Consider the following 17,971-nt stretch of genomic DNA (forward strand, 5'->3'; position numbering starts at 1 on the left):
CATTACTTCGAGGCCCGCGATCTTGCCGGCATCCTTGGTGGCCTGGCGCTGCGAGTCGTTGAAGTAGGCCGGGGTGGTGATGACCGCCTCGGTCACGGACGTGCCCAGGTAGTCCTCGGCCGCCTTCTTCAGCTTCTGCAGGATTAGAGCGGAGATCTCCGGCGGGGTGTAGTCCTTGCCTTGCGCCGTCACCGCCACGTGATCGCCCGACTGCTTCACCTTGAAGGGGACCATCTTCATCTCTTCGTTCACTTCGTCGTAGCGGCGTCCCATGAAGCGCTTAATGGAGTAAATCGTGTTCTCCGGGTTGGTGATGGCCTGGCGCTTGGCCACCTGTCCCACCAGCCGCTCGCCGGTCTTGGTGAAGCCCACTACCGAGGGCGTGGTGCGGCCCCCTTCTTCATTGGCAATCACCTTGGGTTCGCCGCCTTCCATCACCGCGACGACCGAGTTGGTGGTGCCCAAATCAATGCCTATGATTTTGCCCATTGGAAACTTCCTCCTGATTAAGGGAAGGCACTACTATAAAACTTGAGTGCTTTGTTGTCAACTTATTGGATGTGGCTTTGAATCAATAAGATGCAATCATGTTTAGCTGGCAAGGAATGGCTTGAAAATCAATGACTTGCGCCCGGTGGACCAGGGGGGTACACTCCGCTCGAATTTCAGGAGGCTGGCTATGACGACTTCAGGTGAGGCGCGGGTTTGGCAGGCGATGGGAGCGACGGCCATCGCTGGCGGCGGCGCGCTGCTCCTCGCCACTGTAAAGCTCTACGGCGTGGTCTACGCGGACCCGTCGGCGCTGGCTATTGGCCTTGCCGCCTCGTTCGTGATGCTGGCCGGAATCTCCGGCTTTCTGGCGGGGAGGGTGCTGCACTCGGTCTCCGGTGGCGAGACCCATCGCGAGGCCATGCTGTGGCGCTTCCTGGCGGGAGTGGCGGTGGGCGCCGGCGCGGTGGCAGTCACCTTGGCATGGAAGGAGTCCGAGGGCAAGGTGCCGACGCTCGACCACCTGGCCATGGGCCTGGCCGGCTCGTTCATGACCATGGTGGGAATCCTGGCGCTGCTGGCGCAGCGCGTGATGCACCATGTCACGGAACAGCGGAAGGCGGCGAAGGGGTAGCGAGGGCGGGATGCCCCCGCGGCAGCCGACGAGACGCCGGCGGTACTACTCCACCGTTACTGACTTGGCGAGGTTTCTGGGCTGGTCCACGTCGCAGCCGCGGCGGACGGCGATGTGGTAGGCCAACAGCTGCAAGGGCACGATCTCCAGAATAGGCAGCAGCAGCTCCGGCGCGGGCGGAACGTGGATGACGCGGTCCACCGACTCGCGGATCTCCTCATCGCCCTCGGTGGCGATAGCGATCACAGTCCCCGAGCGCGCCTTCACTTCCCTGATGTTCGACAGGGTCTTCTCGTAGCGCACCATGGAGCCGGGGTCGGCCTCGTCGCGCGTGGCCAGCACCACCACTGGCAGGTTCTCGTCAATGAGGGCATTGGGACCGTGCTTCATCTCGCCCGCGGGATAGCCCTCGGCGTGGATGTAGGAGATCTCCTTGAGCTTGAGCGCGCCTTCGAGGGCGATGGGGTAGTGGATGCCGCGGCCGAGGAAGAGGAAGTCCTGGGCGCGGAAGTATTCCTTGGCCAAGTCCTCGCACTCCTCGTCGCGCGCCAGCAGCGCTTCGAGCTTGCCCGGAAGCTTGGTGAGCTCGGTAATCAGGACCTTCGCCTGCTCCCCCGTGAGCACACCTCGGATCTCGGCCAGATAGAGCGAGAAGAGGAAGAGCGCGGTGAGCTGCGCTGTGAAAGCCTTGGTGGAGGCGACGCCGATCTCCGGTCCGGCGTGGGTGTAGATGGTGCCGTGGGCCTCGCGGGCGATCATGGAGCCCACCACGTTGCATATGGCCAGGGTCTTGGAGCCTTTGGCCTTGGCTTCGCGCTGGGCGGCGATGGTGTCCGCCGTCTCGCCGGACTGGGTGATGAGCAGGGTGATGGTGTCGGCGGCGGTGATGGGGTCGCGGTAACGGTACTCGCTGGCGTAATCCACCTCGACGGGGACGCGTGCCAGGCGCTCGATCATAAACTTACCGGCCAGCGCGGAGTGCCAACTAGTACCGCAGGCGGCGATGTGCACCTTCTTTAGGGAGCGGAACTCGGCCTCGGTGATTTCCATCTCCTCCAGGAAGACCTTGCCGGTATCGAGCGAGACGCGGCCCAGGGTGGTATCACGCACCGCGCGCGGCTGCTCGTAAATCTCCTTGAGCATGAAGTGCTTGAAGCCGCCCTTCTCGGCCATGATGGGGTCCCAGGTGATGTGCTGCACCTGGCGCACGATGGGCTGGCCCTGGAAGTCGGTGAGCTGCACGCCCGAGGGGGTGATGACGGCCAGGTCGCCGTCGGCGAGGAAAAAAACATCGCGGGTGTGGTAGAGGATGGCGGGGATGTCGGAGGCGACGAAGTACTCGTCCTTGCCCAGGCCGATGACCGCCGGGGGCCCGTTGCGCGCGGCCACGATCTTGTTGGGCTCGTCGGCGGAGATCACCGCCAGCGCGAAGACGCCGGTGAGCTCCCGCACCGTCTTGCGCACCGCCTCTTCCAGCGGGTTCTGGGGGCCGTCCTTCTTGCCGACCAGATACTTTTCCACCAGATGGGCGATGACCTCGGTATCGGTCTCGGTGACGAACTTGTGGCCTTCCTCGCGCAGCTTCTTCTTGAGCGTGAGGTAGTTCTCGACGATGCCGTTGTGCACGACCACCACCTGGCCGGTGCAGTCGCGGTGAGGATGCGCGTTCTCTTCGCTGGGGCGGCCGTGGGTGGCCCAGCGCGTGTGCCCGATGCCGTAGGTGCCGTCGAGCGGCTTGAGACGGATGGCCTCTTCCAAGTTGCGCAGCTTGCCCTCGGCCCGGCGGATCTGCAGGCCCTTGCCGTTGCCCGCCACGGCGATGCCGGCGGAGTCATACCCGCGGTACTCCAGGCGCTTCAGGCCCTCCAGGATGACCGGGACCACCCGCTTCTTGCCGACGTATCCGACGATGCCGCACATGGTGAGTTACTTCCTATCATCCATTGGATTCACCACGGAGGCACGGAGACACAGAGAAATCGACTTGGCTCCGTGTCTCCGTGGTGATCTCAGTCCTCAATACGGTACGTGAATTCCTCGATCACCGGGTTGGTGAGCACCTCACGCGCGATGCGCTCGACCTCGGCCACGGCCGCCGTCTTGTCCAGCCCGCCGTCGAGGGTCAACTCGAAGTACTTGCCCTGGCGGACGTCCTCGACCGCCTTGTGCCCCATCTTCTGGAGGGCGCCCTGGATGGTCTTGCCCTGGGGGTCGAGCACGGTCTTCTTCAGGGAGACGTAAACAAAGGCCTTCATGGCGATGGAAAATTATACGCCGGGGAGAGGCTACAGCCCGAACAGCTCCCGCAGCCGCTTGGTTTGCGCGCGGGATACGGGGATTTCGGTCTGCTTCTTGTCGTCCATGCGCAACTGGTAGCTGGACTTGAACCAGGGCACCACTTCCTTGATGCGGTTGATGTTCACCAGGAACGACCTGTGGGCGCGCCAGAAGAGGTTGGGATCGAGCGAGGCCAGCAGCTCCTCGAGGGTGCGGCAGTTGGACTGGCCATCCAAGCTGGCGGCGACCATGGTGATGACGCCGTCTTCGATGGAAGCGAAGCAGATGTCTTTCTGGTCCACCAGGATGAGCCGCCCGGCCGATTTGAGCAGTACCTTGGTGTTCTGCGGCTTCTGGGCTTCGAGCAGCTTCATGAGCGATTCCAGACGCTCGGCGGGCGCGGCGTCCGAATGCAGGTTCTTGCGCGCCCTCTGCACCGACAGGATGACCCGCTTCTTGTCGAAGGGCTTGAGCAGGTAGTCCACCGCGTTGACCTCGAAGGCCTTGACGGCGTACTGGTCGAAGGCGGTGGCAAAGACGATTTGGGGCAGCGGCACCTTGCGGTCCACCAGGCGCTTGATGACGCCGAAGCCGTCCAGGCCGGGCATCTGCACGTCGAGGAAGACGACGTCGGGCGAGTGCTCGCGGATGAGGCTGACGGCCTCCATGCCGTTCTTGCCCTGGGCCACGACGTCCACGTCGCCCACGGACTTCAGCAGGAAGGCGAGCTCGTCGCGCGCCAACTGCTCGTCGTCGACAATCACTGCGGAGAGAGGCATCTTTCCTCGCGCTCGATCAGATTTTCCAGTATGGGCCCGCCGTTACCGGGCGTCAATCCTTGTGCGGCGCCAAAGCTGGGTCTCCGCCCGTGTGCATGGCCGCCAGGCGCTGCCGCACTTGGCTGAGCTCGTAGAGGTCCGGGTCGGCGGAGGCCCAGAGGCGCTCCGCGGTCTGGAACTCGGTCCGCGCCGTGGCCATGTCGCCCTTCTGTCCCGCCACCCAGGCCTTGGCATAGTGTCCGCCGGCGTAGTTGGCGTCGAACTTCAGCATGGCCTCGGCGGCGTGCGCGGCCAGATCCCACTTCTGCATTCCGCGCGCCTCTTCCGCGACCAGTTGCATCAGGAAGAGCGCGGCGGTGGCGTCGGCGTTGTTGAAGCCCTCGCCCGCCTTGTCGAGCAGCTGCTTGATCGCGGCCTCGCCTTCCGGCTTGCCGGAGCGGAGCGCAAGCTCAGCCTTCAGCAGGCTCATCTCGAATACCGGCATCTGGCGCGGATGGGGGAGCAGCGGCTCGGCGCTGACCTCTTCGATGTTCGCGGACTCCTTCTCCGCCGCGTCCAGCTCGGCTTGCGCCTGCGCCATCTGATTCATGCGCAGGTAGGCGCGGCCGGCGAGGATATGTCCCATGGTGCGGCCCAGCGGCCAGCGGCCGTGGGCGAGCTTCTCGGCGGCTGCAAGCGCCTCCTGCGCGCGCCCGCGCTCCAGCAGGAACTCCGGCCACTTGGACTGGTAGCCCTCCCACAGGGAAGCCGAGGGCGGCACAGCGAAGGCCTGGCGCCAGAGTTCCTCCGCCTGCTTCATCTGGCCCATGTAGGCGCGGGAGATGGACATCAGGTCGAGGTTGTGGATGTGGTGCCAGTCATACTTCACGTCGATGTGCTCTTCGCGGTAGTAGGCCTGTTCGATGTCTTCCGCCTTCTGGAACTGCCGCACGGCTTCGTCGTTGCGGTTCACCTTCTGCAGGTCGTGACCGTACATGTGCTGCGCGTGCGCGATGGCGGGTGTGACGCGCGCATAGATCTCGCCGTGCTTCACCGCTTCTTCCGGATTGCCCAGGCTCTCGTAGTTGTGGACCAGGTAGTGGTGGGCGGCAGGATTGTCGGGCTGCAGCTGGACTACGCGGTCATAGAAGGCGACGGCGGTGGCCAAGCCGCGCTGTCCGCGGCCACTGGCCTGGCTCTCCTCGGCGTTGCCGCGGATGAGCAGCAACTCGATGTCCTTGGGACGCTTCACCAGCGCGGCGTCAATCGCCTGGCGGTAGGCCGCGAGCTTCTCCTGGTTGTCGAGGTCGGCGATGGCGTCCAGTTGCTGCGCGCGCAGCTCGACACGCTGCTTCTCCCAGTCCGCGGCGTGCGTCAAGTGCTCGCGCGCCTTCTGGATGGCGGTGCGCGCCGCCTGCGGGTCCGTCAGGCCGGAATATGTCCGGCTGAGGCCGACGTAGGCCAGGGCCATCTCCGGATCGAGCCGCAGCGCCTGGTGGAAGGAACGCGCCGCCTCGATCCAAACGTAAGAGTGCAGGTACGCCATGCCCTGGTCGTAATACGCCTGCGCTTCCTTGGACGAGGTGGTCACCGCTTCGTGCACCGGGCCGAGGCCCGTGCGCAAGGGCAGCGGACGCTCCAGGATCTCCGGCGGAACCCAGTCGGTGGACTCGGGGTCGGAGATGGCGGGCTGGCCGGAAGCCGGTGTCGCATGGTGCTCATGCTGCGCCAGCGCCGGGATTCCCAGGGCCAAAAGAAGGGAAAGTAGAAGCCAGTGTCTACGCATGGGTGCCTCCAGGGAGGGTCTTGGGAAAGGACACTATAACGCGGATTCGAGTGCCAACGCCACGCCCATGCCGCCGGAGACGCAGAGCGTGGCCACGCCGCGCTTCGACTTGCGCTTGAGCATCTCGTGGATGAGGGTCACGGCAATGCGGGCGCCGGTGCAGCCGATGGGATGGCCGAGGGCGATGGCGCCGCCGTTGACGTTGAGCTTGTCGCGGTCCATGTGCAGCTCGCGGTCGCAGGCCAGCACCTGCGCGGCGAAGGCCTCGTTCAGCTCGATCAGGTCGAAGCCCGAGAGCTTGAGGCCGTGCTTCTCTTCCATCTTGCGGAGCGCCGGCACCGGCCCGATGCCCATGGTGCGCGGGTCCACGCCCGCCGAGGTCACCGCCAGCACACGGGCCAGCGGCTTCAGGTTGTTCTTCTTGACCAAGGCTTCGCCGGCCAGCACGAGAGCGGCGGCGCCGTCGGTGATGCCGGAGGAGTTGCCGGCGGTGACGCTGCCGGTCTTCGAAAACACAGGCGAGAGCTTGGCCAATTTTTCCATGGTGACGCCGACGAAGGGGTGCTCGTCGCGGCTGAAGACGGTGGCGCCCTTCTTGCCCTCGATGGTCACCGGCGCGATCTCGGCCTCGAACCGGCCCGCCTGGATGGCTGCCTCGGCGCGCTTCTGGGAGCAGAGCGCGAACTGGTCCTGCTCGTCGCGCGCAATCTTGTACTGCTCGGCTAGGATCTCGGCGGTCTCGCCCATCACCATCTTCGACATGGGACAGAAAAAGCCGTCGCGATACATGCCGTCCACCAGCTCCTGATGGCCCAGGCGGTATCCCCAGCGCGCGCCGTCGAGATAGTAGGGCAGGCGCGACATGGATTCGGTCCCGCCGGCGAGCACGCACTCCAGGTCGCCGTTGCGGATTTCTTCGAAGCCTAATGCGATGGCTTTCATCCCCGAGGCGCACGCCTGATTGACGGTGTAGGCCGGAACTTCCTTGGGGACGCCGGCGCGGATGGAAACCTGCCGCGCGGGATTGGGCCCGCCGCCCGCCTGGCGCGCGTTGCCGAAGATGGTTTCTTCGACCTGCTCGGCGCGGATCCCGGCGCGCTCCAGCGCGGCCTTGGCCGCGACCACGCCGATATCCACGGCGGTGAGCGAGGCCAGCGAGCCGCCGAACTTGCCGATGGGCGTGCGCACGGCCGAAATGATGAAGACGTCTCCCACTCGCGCCTCCGAAGTTATTCAGTCTAACAAATGGCAACGCCGGCCCCCGCGAGTGAATCTAAAATGATTCCGCCATGGCCACCGCCCGCTCGTCCTTCTGTAGCCGCGCCAACTTCGTTGACCGGCTCTACTTTGGATACTTCATCGGCCTGGGGCTGGCGATCGTCGTGTTGCGCCATCGCGTTCCCGCCTGGCCGGAGTATCTGGCCGTACACGTGCTGTGCCTGTTCTTCATCGCCCTGCTGATGTTCACCGCCGCTCGCTCGCGCCTGGCGCGCTTTCTGCACGACTGGTATCCGCTGCTGATCTTCATCGTGTGCTTTGAAGAGGTCGCCCGGCTCTCCTTCCTGGTCCGCGACGGCTGGCAGGACGCCTGGTTCCTCGGCCTGGAGGCGCGCCTCTTCTCGGTTCCGCCCACGGTTTGGCTCAGCCGCTTTGCCTCGACTCTTTTTACCGAACTGGTGGAGCTCGGCTACTTCTCCTATTTCCTGCTGACCATGATCGTAGGCGGCGTCCTCTACAGGCGCGCGGCGAAGGCTCCCTTTCACCGCCTGATGGCCACCACCGTGGTCAGCTACTTCCTCTGCTATGCCGTCTTCCTCACCCTCCCGACCGAAGGGCCGAGGCACACCCTGGCTGCGCTGCACACGGTCCCGCTGCCCGGAGGTCCGTTCCACTGGCTGGTGCTGCTGATCCAGAGGCACGCAGGCGTGCACGGCAACGCCTTTCCCAGCTCGCACGTCTCGGCTGCCGTGGTCGCCCTCATTTATGCCTGGCGATATGCGCGGCGGCTGGGCGCCGCGCTCACGCCGCTGGTGATCCTGTTGTGCATTGGCGCGGTGTACGACCGCTACCACTACGCCTCGGACATCGCGGGCGGCATGGCCGTGGCCCTGCTCGCGGAGGTGATGGTTCTGGGCTTGAGCAGAAGTCCGTCCCTCGCCCGCCTGATCGAAAGCGGAGCAGCGTCAGCCGCGCATTCAATCCCTCGATGAATCAATTACACTCTGTCTTATGGACGTGATCTACGGCATCCACGCCGTCGAAGAAGCGCTGAAGGCGCGCGGGCGGGCCTTCGAATACGTGGGCGTGGCGCGGGAGCGGAAGGATTCGCGGGTGCAGCGCATCGTCGAGGACTGCCGCGCCGCGGGCGTGGCCGTGCGCTTCCTGCCGCGCGAGCAAGTGGACCGGCTGGCGGGGAACGCGGCACATCAGGGGGTGGTGGCGGTGGCCTCGGCCAAGTCTTATTCCGACATCGAGGAAGTGCTGGCGCACCGCCGCGGCGAGCACGCCTTCCTGGTCGTCCTGGACGGCGTGGAAGACCCGCACAACCTGGGCGCAATCCTCAGGACGGCGGACGCCGCCGGCGCCGACGGCGTGGTGATTCCCGAGCGGCGAGCGGTGGGCGTGACCGCCACCGTCGCTAAAGTTTCCGCGGGCGCCAGCGAGCACCTGCCGATTGCGCGCGTGACCAACGTCTCCCGCACACTCGAGGAGCTCAAGTCGCGCGACGTGTGGACGGTCGGGCTCGATGAGCGCGCGCCCCAGCCCTACGACCAGCTCGACTACAAGATGCACTGCGCGTTGGTGCTGGGCGCCGAAGGCAAGGGCATGCACGAACTGGTGCGCAAGCGCTGCGACTTCCTGGTCTCCATCCCCATGTTGGGGAAGGTGCCGTCGCTTAACGTTTCGGTGGCGGCGGCGGTGGTGATGTACGAGATGGCGCGCCAGCGACGGGCTGGGAAGGTCGATTCACCACGGAGACACGGAGGCACGGAGGCTACGGAGTAACCCTTGAAGAGGCCTTTCTGAAAACTAGCAACTGCCAACTGACGACTCTTCTCCGCGCCCTCTGCCTGCTCTGCGTTCTCTGCGGTTCAGTCTTTTCCCGCGCGCTGGACCGCGAGGCCTTCACCTTCACCCGCTACGAGCTGGAGGTCCGGGTGGCGCCCGCGCGCCAGTGGCTGGAGGCCAAAGGACGGATCACTCTGCGGAACGACTCGGCGGAGCCGCAGCGCGTTGCCACTTTGCAGATCTCCTCCAGCCTGGACTGGACCTCGATCCGCGCCGCTGGCCAGCCGGTGCAATTCCTCACTCAGTCCTACACCTCGGACGTGGACCACACTGGCAGCCTCTCGGAAGCGCTGGTGACGTTGCCGCAGCCGGTTGCGCCGGGGCAGACGGTGGAGCTGGAGGCCGCCTACGCGGGGATCATCCCCGCGGATTCCACGCGGCTGCGGCGCATCGGAGCGCCCGCCGCCTTGGCCGCGCGCAATGACTGGGACCAGATCGGCGATTCCTTCACCGCCGTGCGCGGCCTGGGTTACGTTGCGTGGTATCCGGTGGCGCTCCAGGCCGCGTCGTTTTCCGAGGGCAACGAGGTTTTCGAAGCCATCGCGCGCTGGCAGGAGCGCCACGCCACGTCCGAGGCGCGGATGAATTTCTGCGTACAGCATGAAGTCCCCACGCCCGACGAGGCCTGGCCCCTGATGAACGGAGAGGAAATGGCAGGCGAGCCGGCGCCTGCGCCGGCGGCGGGCGCCCGGACCACCGCACAGGGCCGTCCCGCCTGCCGGCGTTACCGGTTCGCATCGCTGCGCTTCACCAACCCTGCGTTTGCGGTGGGGAAGTACTCGACCTTGAGCCAGCCGCCGGTGGAGGTGGACTACCTCCCCGGCCAGCGGCAGACTGCCGCAGAGTACGCCGGCGTCGTCCCGGCGGTGGAGCCTCTGGTGACGGATTGGTTCGGGCCGCTCCATGGGAAGCTCCGGATCGTCGCGCTGGACAAGCCGGACGCGGAGCCGTATGAAAGCGGCGCAGTGCTCTTCGCTCCGCTGGGAGCAGCGGAGCGCAAGTCGCTGGAAGTGGCGCTGGCGCACTCGCTCACCCACGCCGCGCTCGATTCTCCGCGACTATGGATCGAGGAGGGCGCGGCGCACTTCGCGCAGGCGCTTGCGGTCGAACGGCAGGGCGGCCGCGCTACAGCGGTCGCCTACATGGAGAAACAGCGCCCGGCGCTGGTGGAGGCGGAAGCCACGGCCACGGCTCCTTCCGCCCCCAGCGCAGCGCCCGAAGCTCCCGCTGCGGCGCAGTCGCTCATCAACTCCGCGGATGCAGTCTTCTACCGCACCAAGGCCATGTACGTTTTTTGGATGCTGCGCGACCTGCTGGGTGACGCTGCTCTCCAGCGCGCGCTCAAAAACTACCGTGCCGCCGACGACAAAACGCCCGCCTACCTGCAAACCCTGGCTGAGGCGGAGGCGAAGAAGAGCCTGGAGTGGTTTTTCGACGACTGGGTGTACCGCGACCGCGGGCTGCCCGACTTCCGCGTCGCCGCGGTGTACTCACGGCCAACGCTCAAGGGCTCCTACGGGGTGACCGTAACGGTTGAGAACCTGGGCGGCGCCGGCGCCGAGGTCCCGGTGTTCGCGCGCGGCGAGCACGGACAGGTTTCGGAGCGCGTCCTTGTCCCCGCCCATGGCAAGGGCGTAGCCCACCTGCTGATTCCCGAAAAGCCCAAGGAAGCCAGCGTCAACGACGGCAGCGTTCCGGAGTCCGATTTAAGCAACAACTCTGCTCCCGTGCCGGAAAAGCAGGAGTAAGCTTTGTGGTCGAATACAATTCCTCTGCTCTGAGAACTGAGGACGGATGCCCTACATTCAATTTCTTGGCGCGGCGGGAACGGTCACCGGCTCGAAGCATCTCATCAACACGGCGGCGCCGGGGCAGACGACCGGCGGCTTCCAGGCGCTGATCGATTGCGGACTCTTCCAGGGACTGAAGGAATGGCGCGAGCGCAACTGGCAGGACACTCCCATTCCCGCGCGCGAGATCGACGCCGTCATCCTGACGCATGCGCACCTCGACCACTCGGGCTGGATCCCGCGGCTCATCCAGGAAGGCTTCGCCGGGCCCATCTATGCGACGCCGGCGACCATCGACCTGTGCAGCATCCTGCTGCCGGATTCGGGCCACCTGCAGGAGGAAGAAGCCGATTTCCACAATCAGAACAAGTCGTCGAAACACTCGCCGGCCTTGCCGCTCTACACCCGCGAGCAGGCGGAGCAGAGCCTGTCGCGCTTTCAGCCAGTCGGTTTCGGCGAGACGAAGACGCTCGCGCCCGGACTCTCGTTCCGTTTTCACCGCGCGGCGCACATCCTGGGCTCGGCCATGGTCGAGTTGACGCTCGAGTCGCCAACCGGCCCGCGCACGCTGCTGTTCACCGGCGACGTCGGCCGAGTGCACGACTCCGAGACCGCGCCGGGCAAGGTGGTGGTCTCGGGGCCGGAGACGGTCGAGAACGTCGACCTCATGGTGATGGAATCCACCTATGGCAACCGGCTGCATCCGACTTCGGACCCGCGTCCGGAGCTGGCCAAGCTGGTGCGCACCGCGGTGGAGCGCGGCGGCACGGTCGTCGTGCCCGCCTTCGCCGTCGAGCGCACGCAGAAATTCCTCTTCATGCTGAAGGAGCTGATGGAAGCGGGCGAGATCCCGCGCGTCCCCGTGCACGCCGACAGTCCGATGGCGATTAAAGCGGTGGAGGTCTTCCTAAAGTACTCCGAGGAGTTCAGCCCGCACACGCGCGAGCTGATCGCGCGCTTCGGCTCACCGCTCGAGTGGCAGGACTTCTTTTTCGACCGCACAACAGAAGAGTCGAAGAAGCTGAACGATTCGGCGTATCCGGCGGTGATCATTTCTTCGAGCGGGATGGCGACCGGCGGGCGCGTTTTGCATCACCTGATGCATCGGCTGCCGGACCCGCGCAATCTGGTGCTCTTCATCGGTTTCCAGGCGCCGGGAACGCGTGGCGCCATCGTCAAGAGCGGCGCGGCTTCGGTGCGCATCTTCTCGCAGGAGATTCCCATTCGCGCGCAGGTGGCGGCGCTCGAACAGTTCAGCGACCACGCCGACACTCCCGAGCTGCTGGAGTGGCTGGGGACGTTCAAGAAAGCGCCGCAGGTCGCCTACCTGGTGCACGGCGAGCCGGCAGCGTCGTCGCGACTGCGGTTGGCCATGACCTCCGCGCTCGGCTGGAAGGTGGAGGTCGCCGAATGGATGCAGAAGGTGGAGGTGCGGTGAGGGAGCTCAGTGCGAGGAAGTGAAGGCGACAAGAGCCGCGAGCTTCGCGCGCGCTGCGCCTGAGTCAATCGCCTGCGCCGCCAGCGACAAGCCTTCGGCGATGGTCTTCGCCATGCCGGCAACCACCAGCGCCGCCGCCGCGTTCAGCCGCACGACGTCTCGCCGCGGTGACATCCTGCCGCCCAGCACTTCGCGCACGATGGCGGCATTCACGGCAGCGTCGCCGCCGGCCAGGTCGCCGGGCTTGACGCGTTTCAGGCCGAACTCCTCCGGCGTGACCTCGTAGACGCGGATCTCTCCGTCGCGCAGCTCCGCGATCTTGGTGGGAGCGGAGAGGCTGATCTCGTCCAGCCCGTCGAGGCCGTGGACGACCATGGCCCGCTGCAGGCCAAGCTCGCGCAGCGCCGCGGCCAGCTTCTCCACCAGGTCGTCCGCATAGACGCCGATCACTTGCGCTGAGGCGCCCGCGGGATTGGTGAGCGGTCCCAACAGGTTGAAGACGGTGCGGCGGCGGAGCCGTTGCCGCGCTGCCTGCACGCGCTGCATGGCGGAGTGCATGGCTGGCGCAAAGAGGAAGACGATGCCCACCTGCTCGAGACACGCCGCGAGGCGCGGCAGGGGCAGGTCGAGCTTCACGCCCAGCGCCTCCATCACGTCGGCCGAGCCGCACTTGGAGCTGACGCTGCGGTTGCCGTGCTTGGCCACGCGCGCGCCCGCGCCCGCCGCCACCAGTGCCGTGGCGGTCGAGATGTTGAAGGTGACGGCGGCATCGCCGCCGGTGCCGCAGGTGTCGAGCAGGGGGACAGATTGGTGCGGGAGTTCGACGGCGGCGGCGATCTCGTCCCCTAGATCGGCGGCGCGCGGCGCTGCAGGCGCTCCCGGCCAGGGCGTGGCCGCGGCGCGGATAGCCTGGGCGAAGCCGACGATCTCCTCCACCGTCTCGCCTTTGTCGGCGAGGGCGACGAGCAGGGCCGCGATCTGGTCGTCGGCGACGCGGCCCGCGAGGATTTCCTCCATCACCGCGTGCGCTTCGGCGCGGGAGAGCAGCTGGCGCTCCTCGGCGACGCGTTTGAGGGCTTCGGCAAACATGAGGCTCATACCTTAAACCACGTCCCCTGCCGCCTTCAACGCCGCGGAATGTTGTAACCTCTTGCGGTCATGTCGGCCTCGGGATATCGGAGCCAGACGCAAAAGACCTTCCAGCGAGCGGCCCTCGCGGCCGCGCTGGTCTGCGCGCTGGTGGTGCTCGGACTCTCGCGGACGCGCGCCTTCGACTGGCTGGAGAGCGGCGCGTACGACGCCCGCGTGCGCTGGTCGGCGGATCCGGCGCGCGCCGACAAGAGCATCGTCATCATCGATATCGACAACGCCAGCTTCGATGAGCTGAAGGACAAACTGGGCCGCTGGCCGTGGACGCGCCGTGTGTGGACCGAGGTGGTGCGCTACACCGCGCGCGGCAAGCCCAAGGTCATCGTCTTCGACGCCATGTTTAGCGGCAAGGAGAGTCCGGAAGTAGACGATGAGTTTGCGCGCGTGATGAACCAAGCTGGCAACGTGGTGCTCGCCTACACCTTCAGCCCAGCGGAGATGAACCTCACCGAGGAGGCTGCCGCCGCCTCTGCCACAAAGTGGAAGCTGCTCGAGCGCGAGACGGGACGCTCGTCATCGGCAGGACCAGCGGAGCCCGCCTCTCCCTCCAACTCCGCGCTGAATGTGCCCCTCGACGAACTGGCGCAGGCCGCCGCCGGACTGGGCAGCAGCAACTCCACGCCCGACCTCGACGGCACCATCCGTCGGGTTCCGTTGGAGTTTGCCATTCCCGGCGGGAAGGTACGGTCGCTCGCGGCTCGTGCCGCCGATGGGGCTTCAGGAAAGAAGTACGACGGCTATCGCCGCGAGTCCCGCGCGGTTTTACCCGACAGCCACCGCCTTCCCGTGGACGCTTCCGGCCGTATGCTCCTGCTCTGGCACGGCGACGCCTTCGTTTACCGGCGCGTCCCGCTGTGGCAGGTGATTGCTTCCATCTATCCACGGCAATGGGACGAGAAGGTGGAAAGGTTTCCGCCGGAGTTCTTCCGCGACAAGATCGTGCTGCTGGGAGCCAGTGCTACGGGAATCTACGACGCCCATCCCATGCCCTTTGCCGAAGCTGCGCCCGGCTTCATCGCGCATGCCACCGCCATCGACAACCTGCTGCACGGCGAGGCCATGCAACCTGCGCCCGCGTGGTTCCTGCCGCTCGTGGTTTTCCTGCTGTCCTTCGCCGGCGCCGCGATCTTGCTGCGCATCCATTCCACGCTGGGCGGCGCTGCGGCGCTGGCCGCGATCCTGGCGGGGTATGCCGGAGGCAACTATCTGGCGTTTGCGCGCGCGCACTTGTGGCTGCCCCTGGTGGCCCCGGTGGCGGCGCTGGCGCTCTCCTACGTCTCCGCAGCCGCCATCCGTTACGCCACCACCGGGCGCGAATTGCGGCGCACGCGCGGCACGCTGGACCGCTACGTCTCCCCGGCCCTGGTGGATTACGTACTCGAAAACCTGGAGACTGTCGAGCTGGGTGGGCAGAAGAAGGAGCTGACCATCCTGTTCTCCGACGTGCGCAACTTCACCACGCTCACGGAGTCGTCCGACCCGACGGAGCTCATCAGGCTACTCAACGAATACCTGGCGGCCATGACCGAGATCATCTTCAAGTACGACGGCATCGTGGACAAGTTCATCGGCGACGGCATCCTGGCCTATTGGGGCGCATTCACGCCGGGGAAGAACCACGCCCTGCTGGCGGCGCAGGCGTCGCTGGAGATGCTGGAGCGGCTGGCGGACCTCAACCGGCGCTGGGAGGGCGAAGGGCGCCGCACCATCGCTATCGGCATTGGCCTGAACACCGGCGAAGTCATTTTCGGCAACGTGGGCAGCGGGAAGAAGATCGAGTTCACGGTCATTGGCGACCCGGTAAACCTGGCCTCGCGGCTGGAGGGCTTGAATAAGGAGTTCAAGACATCGATAGTCATCTCCGACTTCACCCGGGAGCAGCTCGGGGACGCAGCCCGGGTCCGCCCGCTGGGCGGCGTGAAGGTGAAGGGCAAGACGATAGAGACCCTGGTCTTCGAGCTGCAAGGGTTGGACGGAATCCAGAGGAACTGATGAATCCACGCCACGCGCGCCCGCTGACGCTTCTTCTGACGCTGCTTCTCGCCTGCTCCTCGCTGGGATTCGCCTTTTTTCCGCAGGAGAAGAAAGGCAAGAAGAAGGAGCAGCCAAAGGAAGAGCAGAAAACAGACGAGCAGAAGAAAGCCGACGAGCAGCCTGCCCCGCTCTTCGAAGGCAAGGGGGGGCTGAAGTCGTCGCGCCAGACCAAGGACTCGGCCGCGCTGGGCTTCAACGGTGTGGGGCCGAACGGAGAGATCGAGCAGAAGGTGCTGGAGGCGACTCCGACTAGCGCCGATTTGCAGAAGGCCTCGGAGTTAAGCAGCCGCAAGGTGGCGCCGGATGCTCTCCAGCAGTTCATCCTGGAAGGCCAACTCAACCCGCAGCCGGCGGCCAAGTCGGCCAAGTGAGCGAATGAGAGGCAACGCTATGCATCGCGCAAAAAAAGTTCTGGCCCTGCTACTGGGGATGGCGCTGACGGCGTCCTTGACGCACGCGCAGTTTGGCGGCTGGGTGACCAAGGGAGCGCAGAAGGCCAAGGAAGTGCAGGAGAACAACGCTCCCTGGACGCCGGAGCAGGAGAAGGCCATTGGCCAGGCTTCGGCGGCGAAGATGATCAGCGTCTTCAGGGTCTACGAGAATCCGGCGATGGTGAACTACGTGAACCTGGTGGGGAATACCGTGGCGCGCCAGGCGCCGCGCGACGTCCCCTACCACTTCGCGATCCTGGATACGGAGATCATCAACGCCTTCGCGCTGCCCGGCGGATACATCTTCATCACCCGCGGCGCGCTGGCCAACATGAGGAGCGAAGCCGAGCTTGCCGGGACGCTAGCCCATGAAGTGTCGCACGTGGATGGACGCCATCTGGAAAAGCAGATCCGCGCCAAGAAGAACAAACAGTGGCTGTGGAAGGAGGGCGCATCCTACATTCCCGGCCCGGCGGAGCTGACCTCCCTGGCCAAGGACGTAGTGTCCGAAGCCCTGAACAATAGCTACAGCCCGTCCTCGGAATCCGAGGCAGACAAGAAGGGAACAGAATTCGCCGCGTACGCCGGCTACCGGGCCACCGGGCTGCGCGACTTCCTGCAGATGCTTGCCCGGGCCGATGACGCGCGCCGCCTGGGATTGTGGCAAAAGACCCATCCGCCGTTGCCGCAGCGCGTGGCGACGCTCACCGAGATCGCCAAGCAGTACGGCGACGCTGGGCAGACGCTGGAAGAGCGCTTCCAGCAGAACGTGCGCTTCGCTCCCGAGCACGCCCCCGCTCATGCGGGCTCTTCCAGTAAGTAGGAGACAACGTGCGGCGGGCTCCCGCGGCTGGTTTGCTCCGCGCCGTAGCGTCCTATAGAATCGCTGCTTTCCTGCCGGGGTTTTGAGGCCGCAGAGAGGCTCCGGCGCGCCCATCCATCATGAAGATCCACGAATACCAGGCCAAGACCCTGCTCGCAAAGTACGGCGTGGCAGTGCCGCGCGGCGAGGTCGCCACGACCCGCGATGAGGCACAGACCACGGCCAAGAACCTGTTCTCCACGGGCGCAACGGGAGTTGTGGTCAAAGCCCAGGTTCACGCGGGAGGCCGCGGCAAGGGCGGCGGCGTGAAGATCGCCAAATCGGCCGACGAGGCCGGCGAAATCGCCGCCAAGATGCTGGGCATGAAGCTGGTGACGCACCAGACCGGCCCGGAAGGGCGCATCGTCAAGCGCCTGCTCATCGAAGAAACGCTGCCCATCGAGCGCGAACTCTACCTGGGAATCGTGATCGACCGCGCCACGGCGTGCCCGGTATTCATGGCGTCGGCTTCGGGCGGGGTGGAGATCGAGCAGGTCGCGGCCACCAATCCAGAAGCCATCCTCAAGGAGTACATCGATCCCGCAATCGGCTTTCAACCGTTTCAGGCGCGCAAGCTGGCCTTCGGCCTGGGCTTGAAGCCGGAGCAGATCGGCTCGGCGGCGCAACTCCTGGGCGCGCTGTACAAAGCCTTCGAAGCCTGCGACGCCTCGCTGGCGGAGATCAATCCCTTCATCACCACCCAGGACGGCCGCTTGTTCGCGCTCGACGCCAAGATCACCTTCGACGACAACGCGCTTTTCCGCCACAAGGATTTGAAGGAACTGCGCGATACCGATGAAGAAGCGCCGCTCGAGGTCGAGGCCTCGAAGTACGGGCTGAACTACATCAAGCTGGACGGCAACGTAGGCTGCATGGTGAACGGCGCGGGGCTGGCCATGTCCACCATGGACATCATCCAGTATGCGGGAGGAGCGCCTGCGAACTTTCTCGACGTTGGCGGCGGGGCCAACGCTGAGCAGGTGACGCACGCCTTCGAGATCCTGCTGAGCGACAAGAACGTGAAGGCGGTGCTCATCAACATCTTCGGCGGCATCCTGCGCGTGGACACGCTGGCGCAGGGCGTAGTCGAGGCGGCCAAGAGCACGAAGATCCAGTTGCCCATCGTCCTGCGCCTCGAGGGAACGAACGTGGAGCAGGGCCGCGAGATCCTGAAGAAGAGCGGGTTGAACTTCATCGTCGCCGAGACAATGAAGGATGCAGCGGAGAAGGTCGTGGCTGCGGCGGGGAAGTGAA

General features: G+C 65.6%; 16 protein-coding genes. 9 read left to right on the plus strand and 7 right to left on the minus strand.

The annotated features are described in order from the left end of the window. A partial coding sequence (locus tag VGQ94_09040) for an Hsp70 family protein (GenBank protein HEV2022662.1) occupies window positions 1–489 on the minus strand: 489 nt, incomplete at its 3' end. A 190-nt stretch (window positions 490–679) separates the two neighbouring features. On the opposite strand from VGQ94_09040, the gene VGQ94_09045 reads away from it, so the two are divergent. Continuing rightward, window positions 680–1,123, plus strand: a complete 444-nt coding sequence (locus VGQ94_09045) for a hypothetical protein (GenBank protein ID HEV2022663.1) — start codon at window positions 680–682, stop codon at window positions 1,121–1,123. Window positions 1,124–1,168: 45 nt separating this feature from the next. Here VGQ94_09045 and glmS read toward each other — a convergent pair whose 3' ends face one another. The 5 genes from glmS to VGQ94_09070 form a co-directional block, all read right to left on the minus strand. Next, the gene (gene glmS / locus VGQ94_09050) at window positions 1,169–3,043 is read right to left on the minus strand and encodes a glutamine--fructose-6-phosphate transaminase (isomerizing) (protein ID HEV2022664.1); all 1,875 of its coding nucleotides are present in this window, start codon (window positions 3,041–3,043) and stop codon (window positions 1,169–1,171) included. An 89-nt stretch (window positions 3,044–3,132) separates the two neighbouring features. Continuing rightward, the gene (purS, locus tag VGQ94_09055) at window positions 3,133–3,378 is read right to left on the minus strand and encodes a phosphoribosylformylglycinamidine synthase subunit PurS (protein HEV2022665.1); all 246 of its coding nucleotides are present in this window, start codon (window positions 3,376–3,378) and stop codon (window positions 3,133–3,135) included. A gap of 30 nt (window positions 3,379–3,408) precedes the next feature. Continuing rightward, window positions 3,409–4,179: a LytTR family DNA-binding domain-containing protein gene (locus VGQ94_09060; GenBank protein ID HEV2022666.1), complete on the minus strand. Its 771-nt coding sequence runs from the start codon at window positions 4,177–4,179 to the stop codon at window positions 3,409–3,411. 52 nt (window positions 4,180–4,231) lie between these two features. Continuing rightward, the gene (locus VGQ94_09065) at window positions 4,232–5,911 is read right to left on the minus strand and encodes a hypothetical protein (protein HEV2022667.1); all 1,680 of its coding nucleotides are present in this window, start codon (window positions 5,909–5,911) and stop codon (window positions 4,232–4,234) included. Window positions 5,912–5,977: 66 nt separating this feature from the next. Further along, entirely contained in the window at window positions 5,978–7,159 is a 1,182-nt protein-coding gene (locus tag VGQ94_09070; GenBank protein HEV2022668.1) for an acetyl-CoA C-acetyltransferase, read from the minus strand. Between the two features lie 74 nt (window positions 7,160–7,233). On the opposite strand from VGQ94_09070, the gene VGQ94_09075 reads away from it, so the two are divergent. The 4 genes from VGQ94_09075 (at window position 7,234) to VGQ94_09090 (ending at window position 12,241) form a co-directional block, all read left to right on the plus strand. Continuing rightward, window positions 7,234–8,154, plus strand: a complete 921-nt coding sequence (locus VGQ94_09075; protein HEV2022669.1) for a phosphatase PAP2 family protein — start codon at window positions 7,234–7,236, stop codon at window positions 8,152–8,154. A gap of 19 nt (window positions 8,155–8,173) precedes the next feature. Then, complete coding sequence (gene rlmB / locus VGQ94_09080) at window positions 8,174–8,950, plus strand: 23S rRNA (guanosine(2251)-2'-O)-methyltransferase RlmB (GenBank protein HEV2022670.1); 777 nt, start codon at window positions 8,174–8,176, stop codon at window positions 8,948–8,950. Between the two features lie 152 nt (window positions 8,951–9,102). Then, entirely contained in the window at window positions 9,103–10,761 is a 1,659-nt protein-coding gene (locus VGQ94_09085) for a hypothetical protein (GenBank protein HEV2022671.1), read from the plus strand. Window positions 10,762–10,807: 46 nt separating this feature from the next. Next, window positions 10,808–12,241 carry an MBL fold metallo-hydrolase gene (locus tag VGQ94_09090; GenBank protein HEV2022672.1) on the plus strand — a complete coding sequence of 478 codons (1,434 nt, stop codon included), beginning with the start codon at window positions 10,808–10,810 and terminating at the stop codon, window positions 12,239–12,241. A gap of 6 nt (window positions 12,242–12,247) precedes the next feature. On the opposite strand, the gene trpD is transcribed toward VGQ94_09090, so the two are convergent. Next, complete coding sequence (gene trpD, locus VGQ94_09095) at window positions 12,248–13,330, minus strand: anthranilate phosphoribosyltransferase (protein ID HEV2022673.1); 1,083 nt, start codon at window positions 13,328–13,330, stop codon at window positions 12,248–12,250. A 69-nt stretch (window positions 13,331–13,399) separates the two neighbouring features. Here trpD and VGQ94_09100 point away from each other — a divergent pair, with 69 nt between their 5' ends. The 4 genes from VGQ94_09100 (at window position 13,400) to sucC (ending at window position 17,970) form a co-directional block, all read left to right on the plus strand. Then, a complete protein-coding gene (locus VGQ94_09100; GenBank protein ID HEV2022674.1) occupies window positions 13,400–15,382 on the plus strand; it encodes an adenylate/guanylate cyclase domain-containing protein in 1,983 nt (660 codons plus the stop codon). Then, window positions 15,382–15,795, plus strand: coding sequence for a hypothetical protein (locus VGQ94_09105; protein ID HEV2022675.1), 414 nt, complete (start codon window positions 15,382–15,384; stop codon window positions 15,793–15,795). Before VGQ94_09100 ends, VGQ94_09105 begins: the two co-directional genes overlap by 1 nt. A gap of 19 nt (window positions 15,796–15,814) precedes the next feature. Then, a complete protein-coding gene (locus VGQ94_09110; protein ID HEV2022676.1) occupies window positions 15,815–16,678 on the plus strand; it encodes a M48 family metalloprotease in 864 nt (287 codons plus the stop codon). A gap of 119 nt (window positions 16,679–16,797) precedes the next feature. Beyond that, window positions 16,798–17,970, plus strand: coding sequence for an ADP-forming succinate--CoA ligase subunit beta (gene sucC, locus VGQ94_09115; GenBank protein ID HEV2022677.1), 1,173 nt, complete (start codon window positions 16,798–16,800; stop codon window positions 17,968–17,970). The last annotated feature ends 1 nt before the right edge of the window (window position 17,971 follow it).

This window comes from Terriglobales bacterium (genome assembly GCA_035937135.1).
Lineage (GTDB): Bacteria > Acidobacteriota > Terriglobia > Terriglobales > Acidobacteriaceae > DASYVL01.

Excerpts from the sequence above, each read along its gene's own strand:
- VGQ94_09045 (HEV2022663.1), top strand. The coding sequence starts at position 680 with ATGACGACTTCAGGTGAGGCGCGGGTTTGGCAGGCGATGGGAGCGACG.
- glmS (HEV2022664.1), bottom strand. The coding sequence starts at position 3,043 with ATGTGCGGCATCGTCGGATACGTCGGCAAGAAGCGGGTGGTCCCGGTC.
- purS (HEV2022665.1), bottom strand. The coding sequence starts at position 3,378 with ATGAAGGCCTTTGTTTACGTCTCCCTGAAGAAGACCGTGCTCGACCCC.
- VGQ94_09060 (HEV2022666.1), bottom strand. The coding sequence starts at position 4,179 with ATGCCTCTCTCCGCAGTGATTGTCGACGACGAGCAGTTGGCGCGCGAC.
- VGQ94_09075 (HEV2022669.1), top strand. The coding sequence starts at position 7,234 with ATGGCCACCGCCCGCTCGTCCTTCTGTAGCCGCGCCAACTTCGTTGAC.
- rlmB (HEV2022670.1), top strand. The coding sequence starts at position 8,174 with ATGGACGTGATCTACGGCATCCACGCCGTCGAAGAAGCGCTGAAGGCG.
- VGQ94_09090 (HEV2022672.1), top strand. The coding sequence starts at position 10,808 with ATGCCCTACATTCAATTTCTTGGCGCGGCGGGAACGGTCACCGGCTCG.
- trpD (HEV2022673.1), bottom strand. The coding sequence starts at position 13,330 with ATGTTTGCCGAAGCCCTCAAACGCGTCGCCGAGGAGCGCCAGCTGCTC.
- VGQ94_09100 (HEV2022674.1), top strand. The coding sequence starts at position 13,400 with ATGTCGGCCTCGGGATATCGGAGCCAGACGCAAAAGACCTTCCAGCGA.
- VGQ94_09105 (HEV2022675.1), top strand. The coding sequence starts at position 15,382 with ATGAATCCACGCCACGCGCGCCCGCTGACGCTTCTTCTGACGCTGCTT.
- VGQ94_09110 (HEV2022676.1), top strand. The coding sequence starts at position 15,815 with ATGCATCGCGCAAAAAAAGTTCTGGCCCTGCTACTGGGGATGGCGCTG.
- sucC (HEV2022677.1), top strand. The coding sequence starts at position 16,798 with ATGAAGATCCACGAATACCAGGCCAAGACCCTGCTCGCAAAGTACGGC.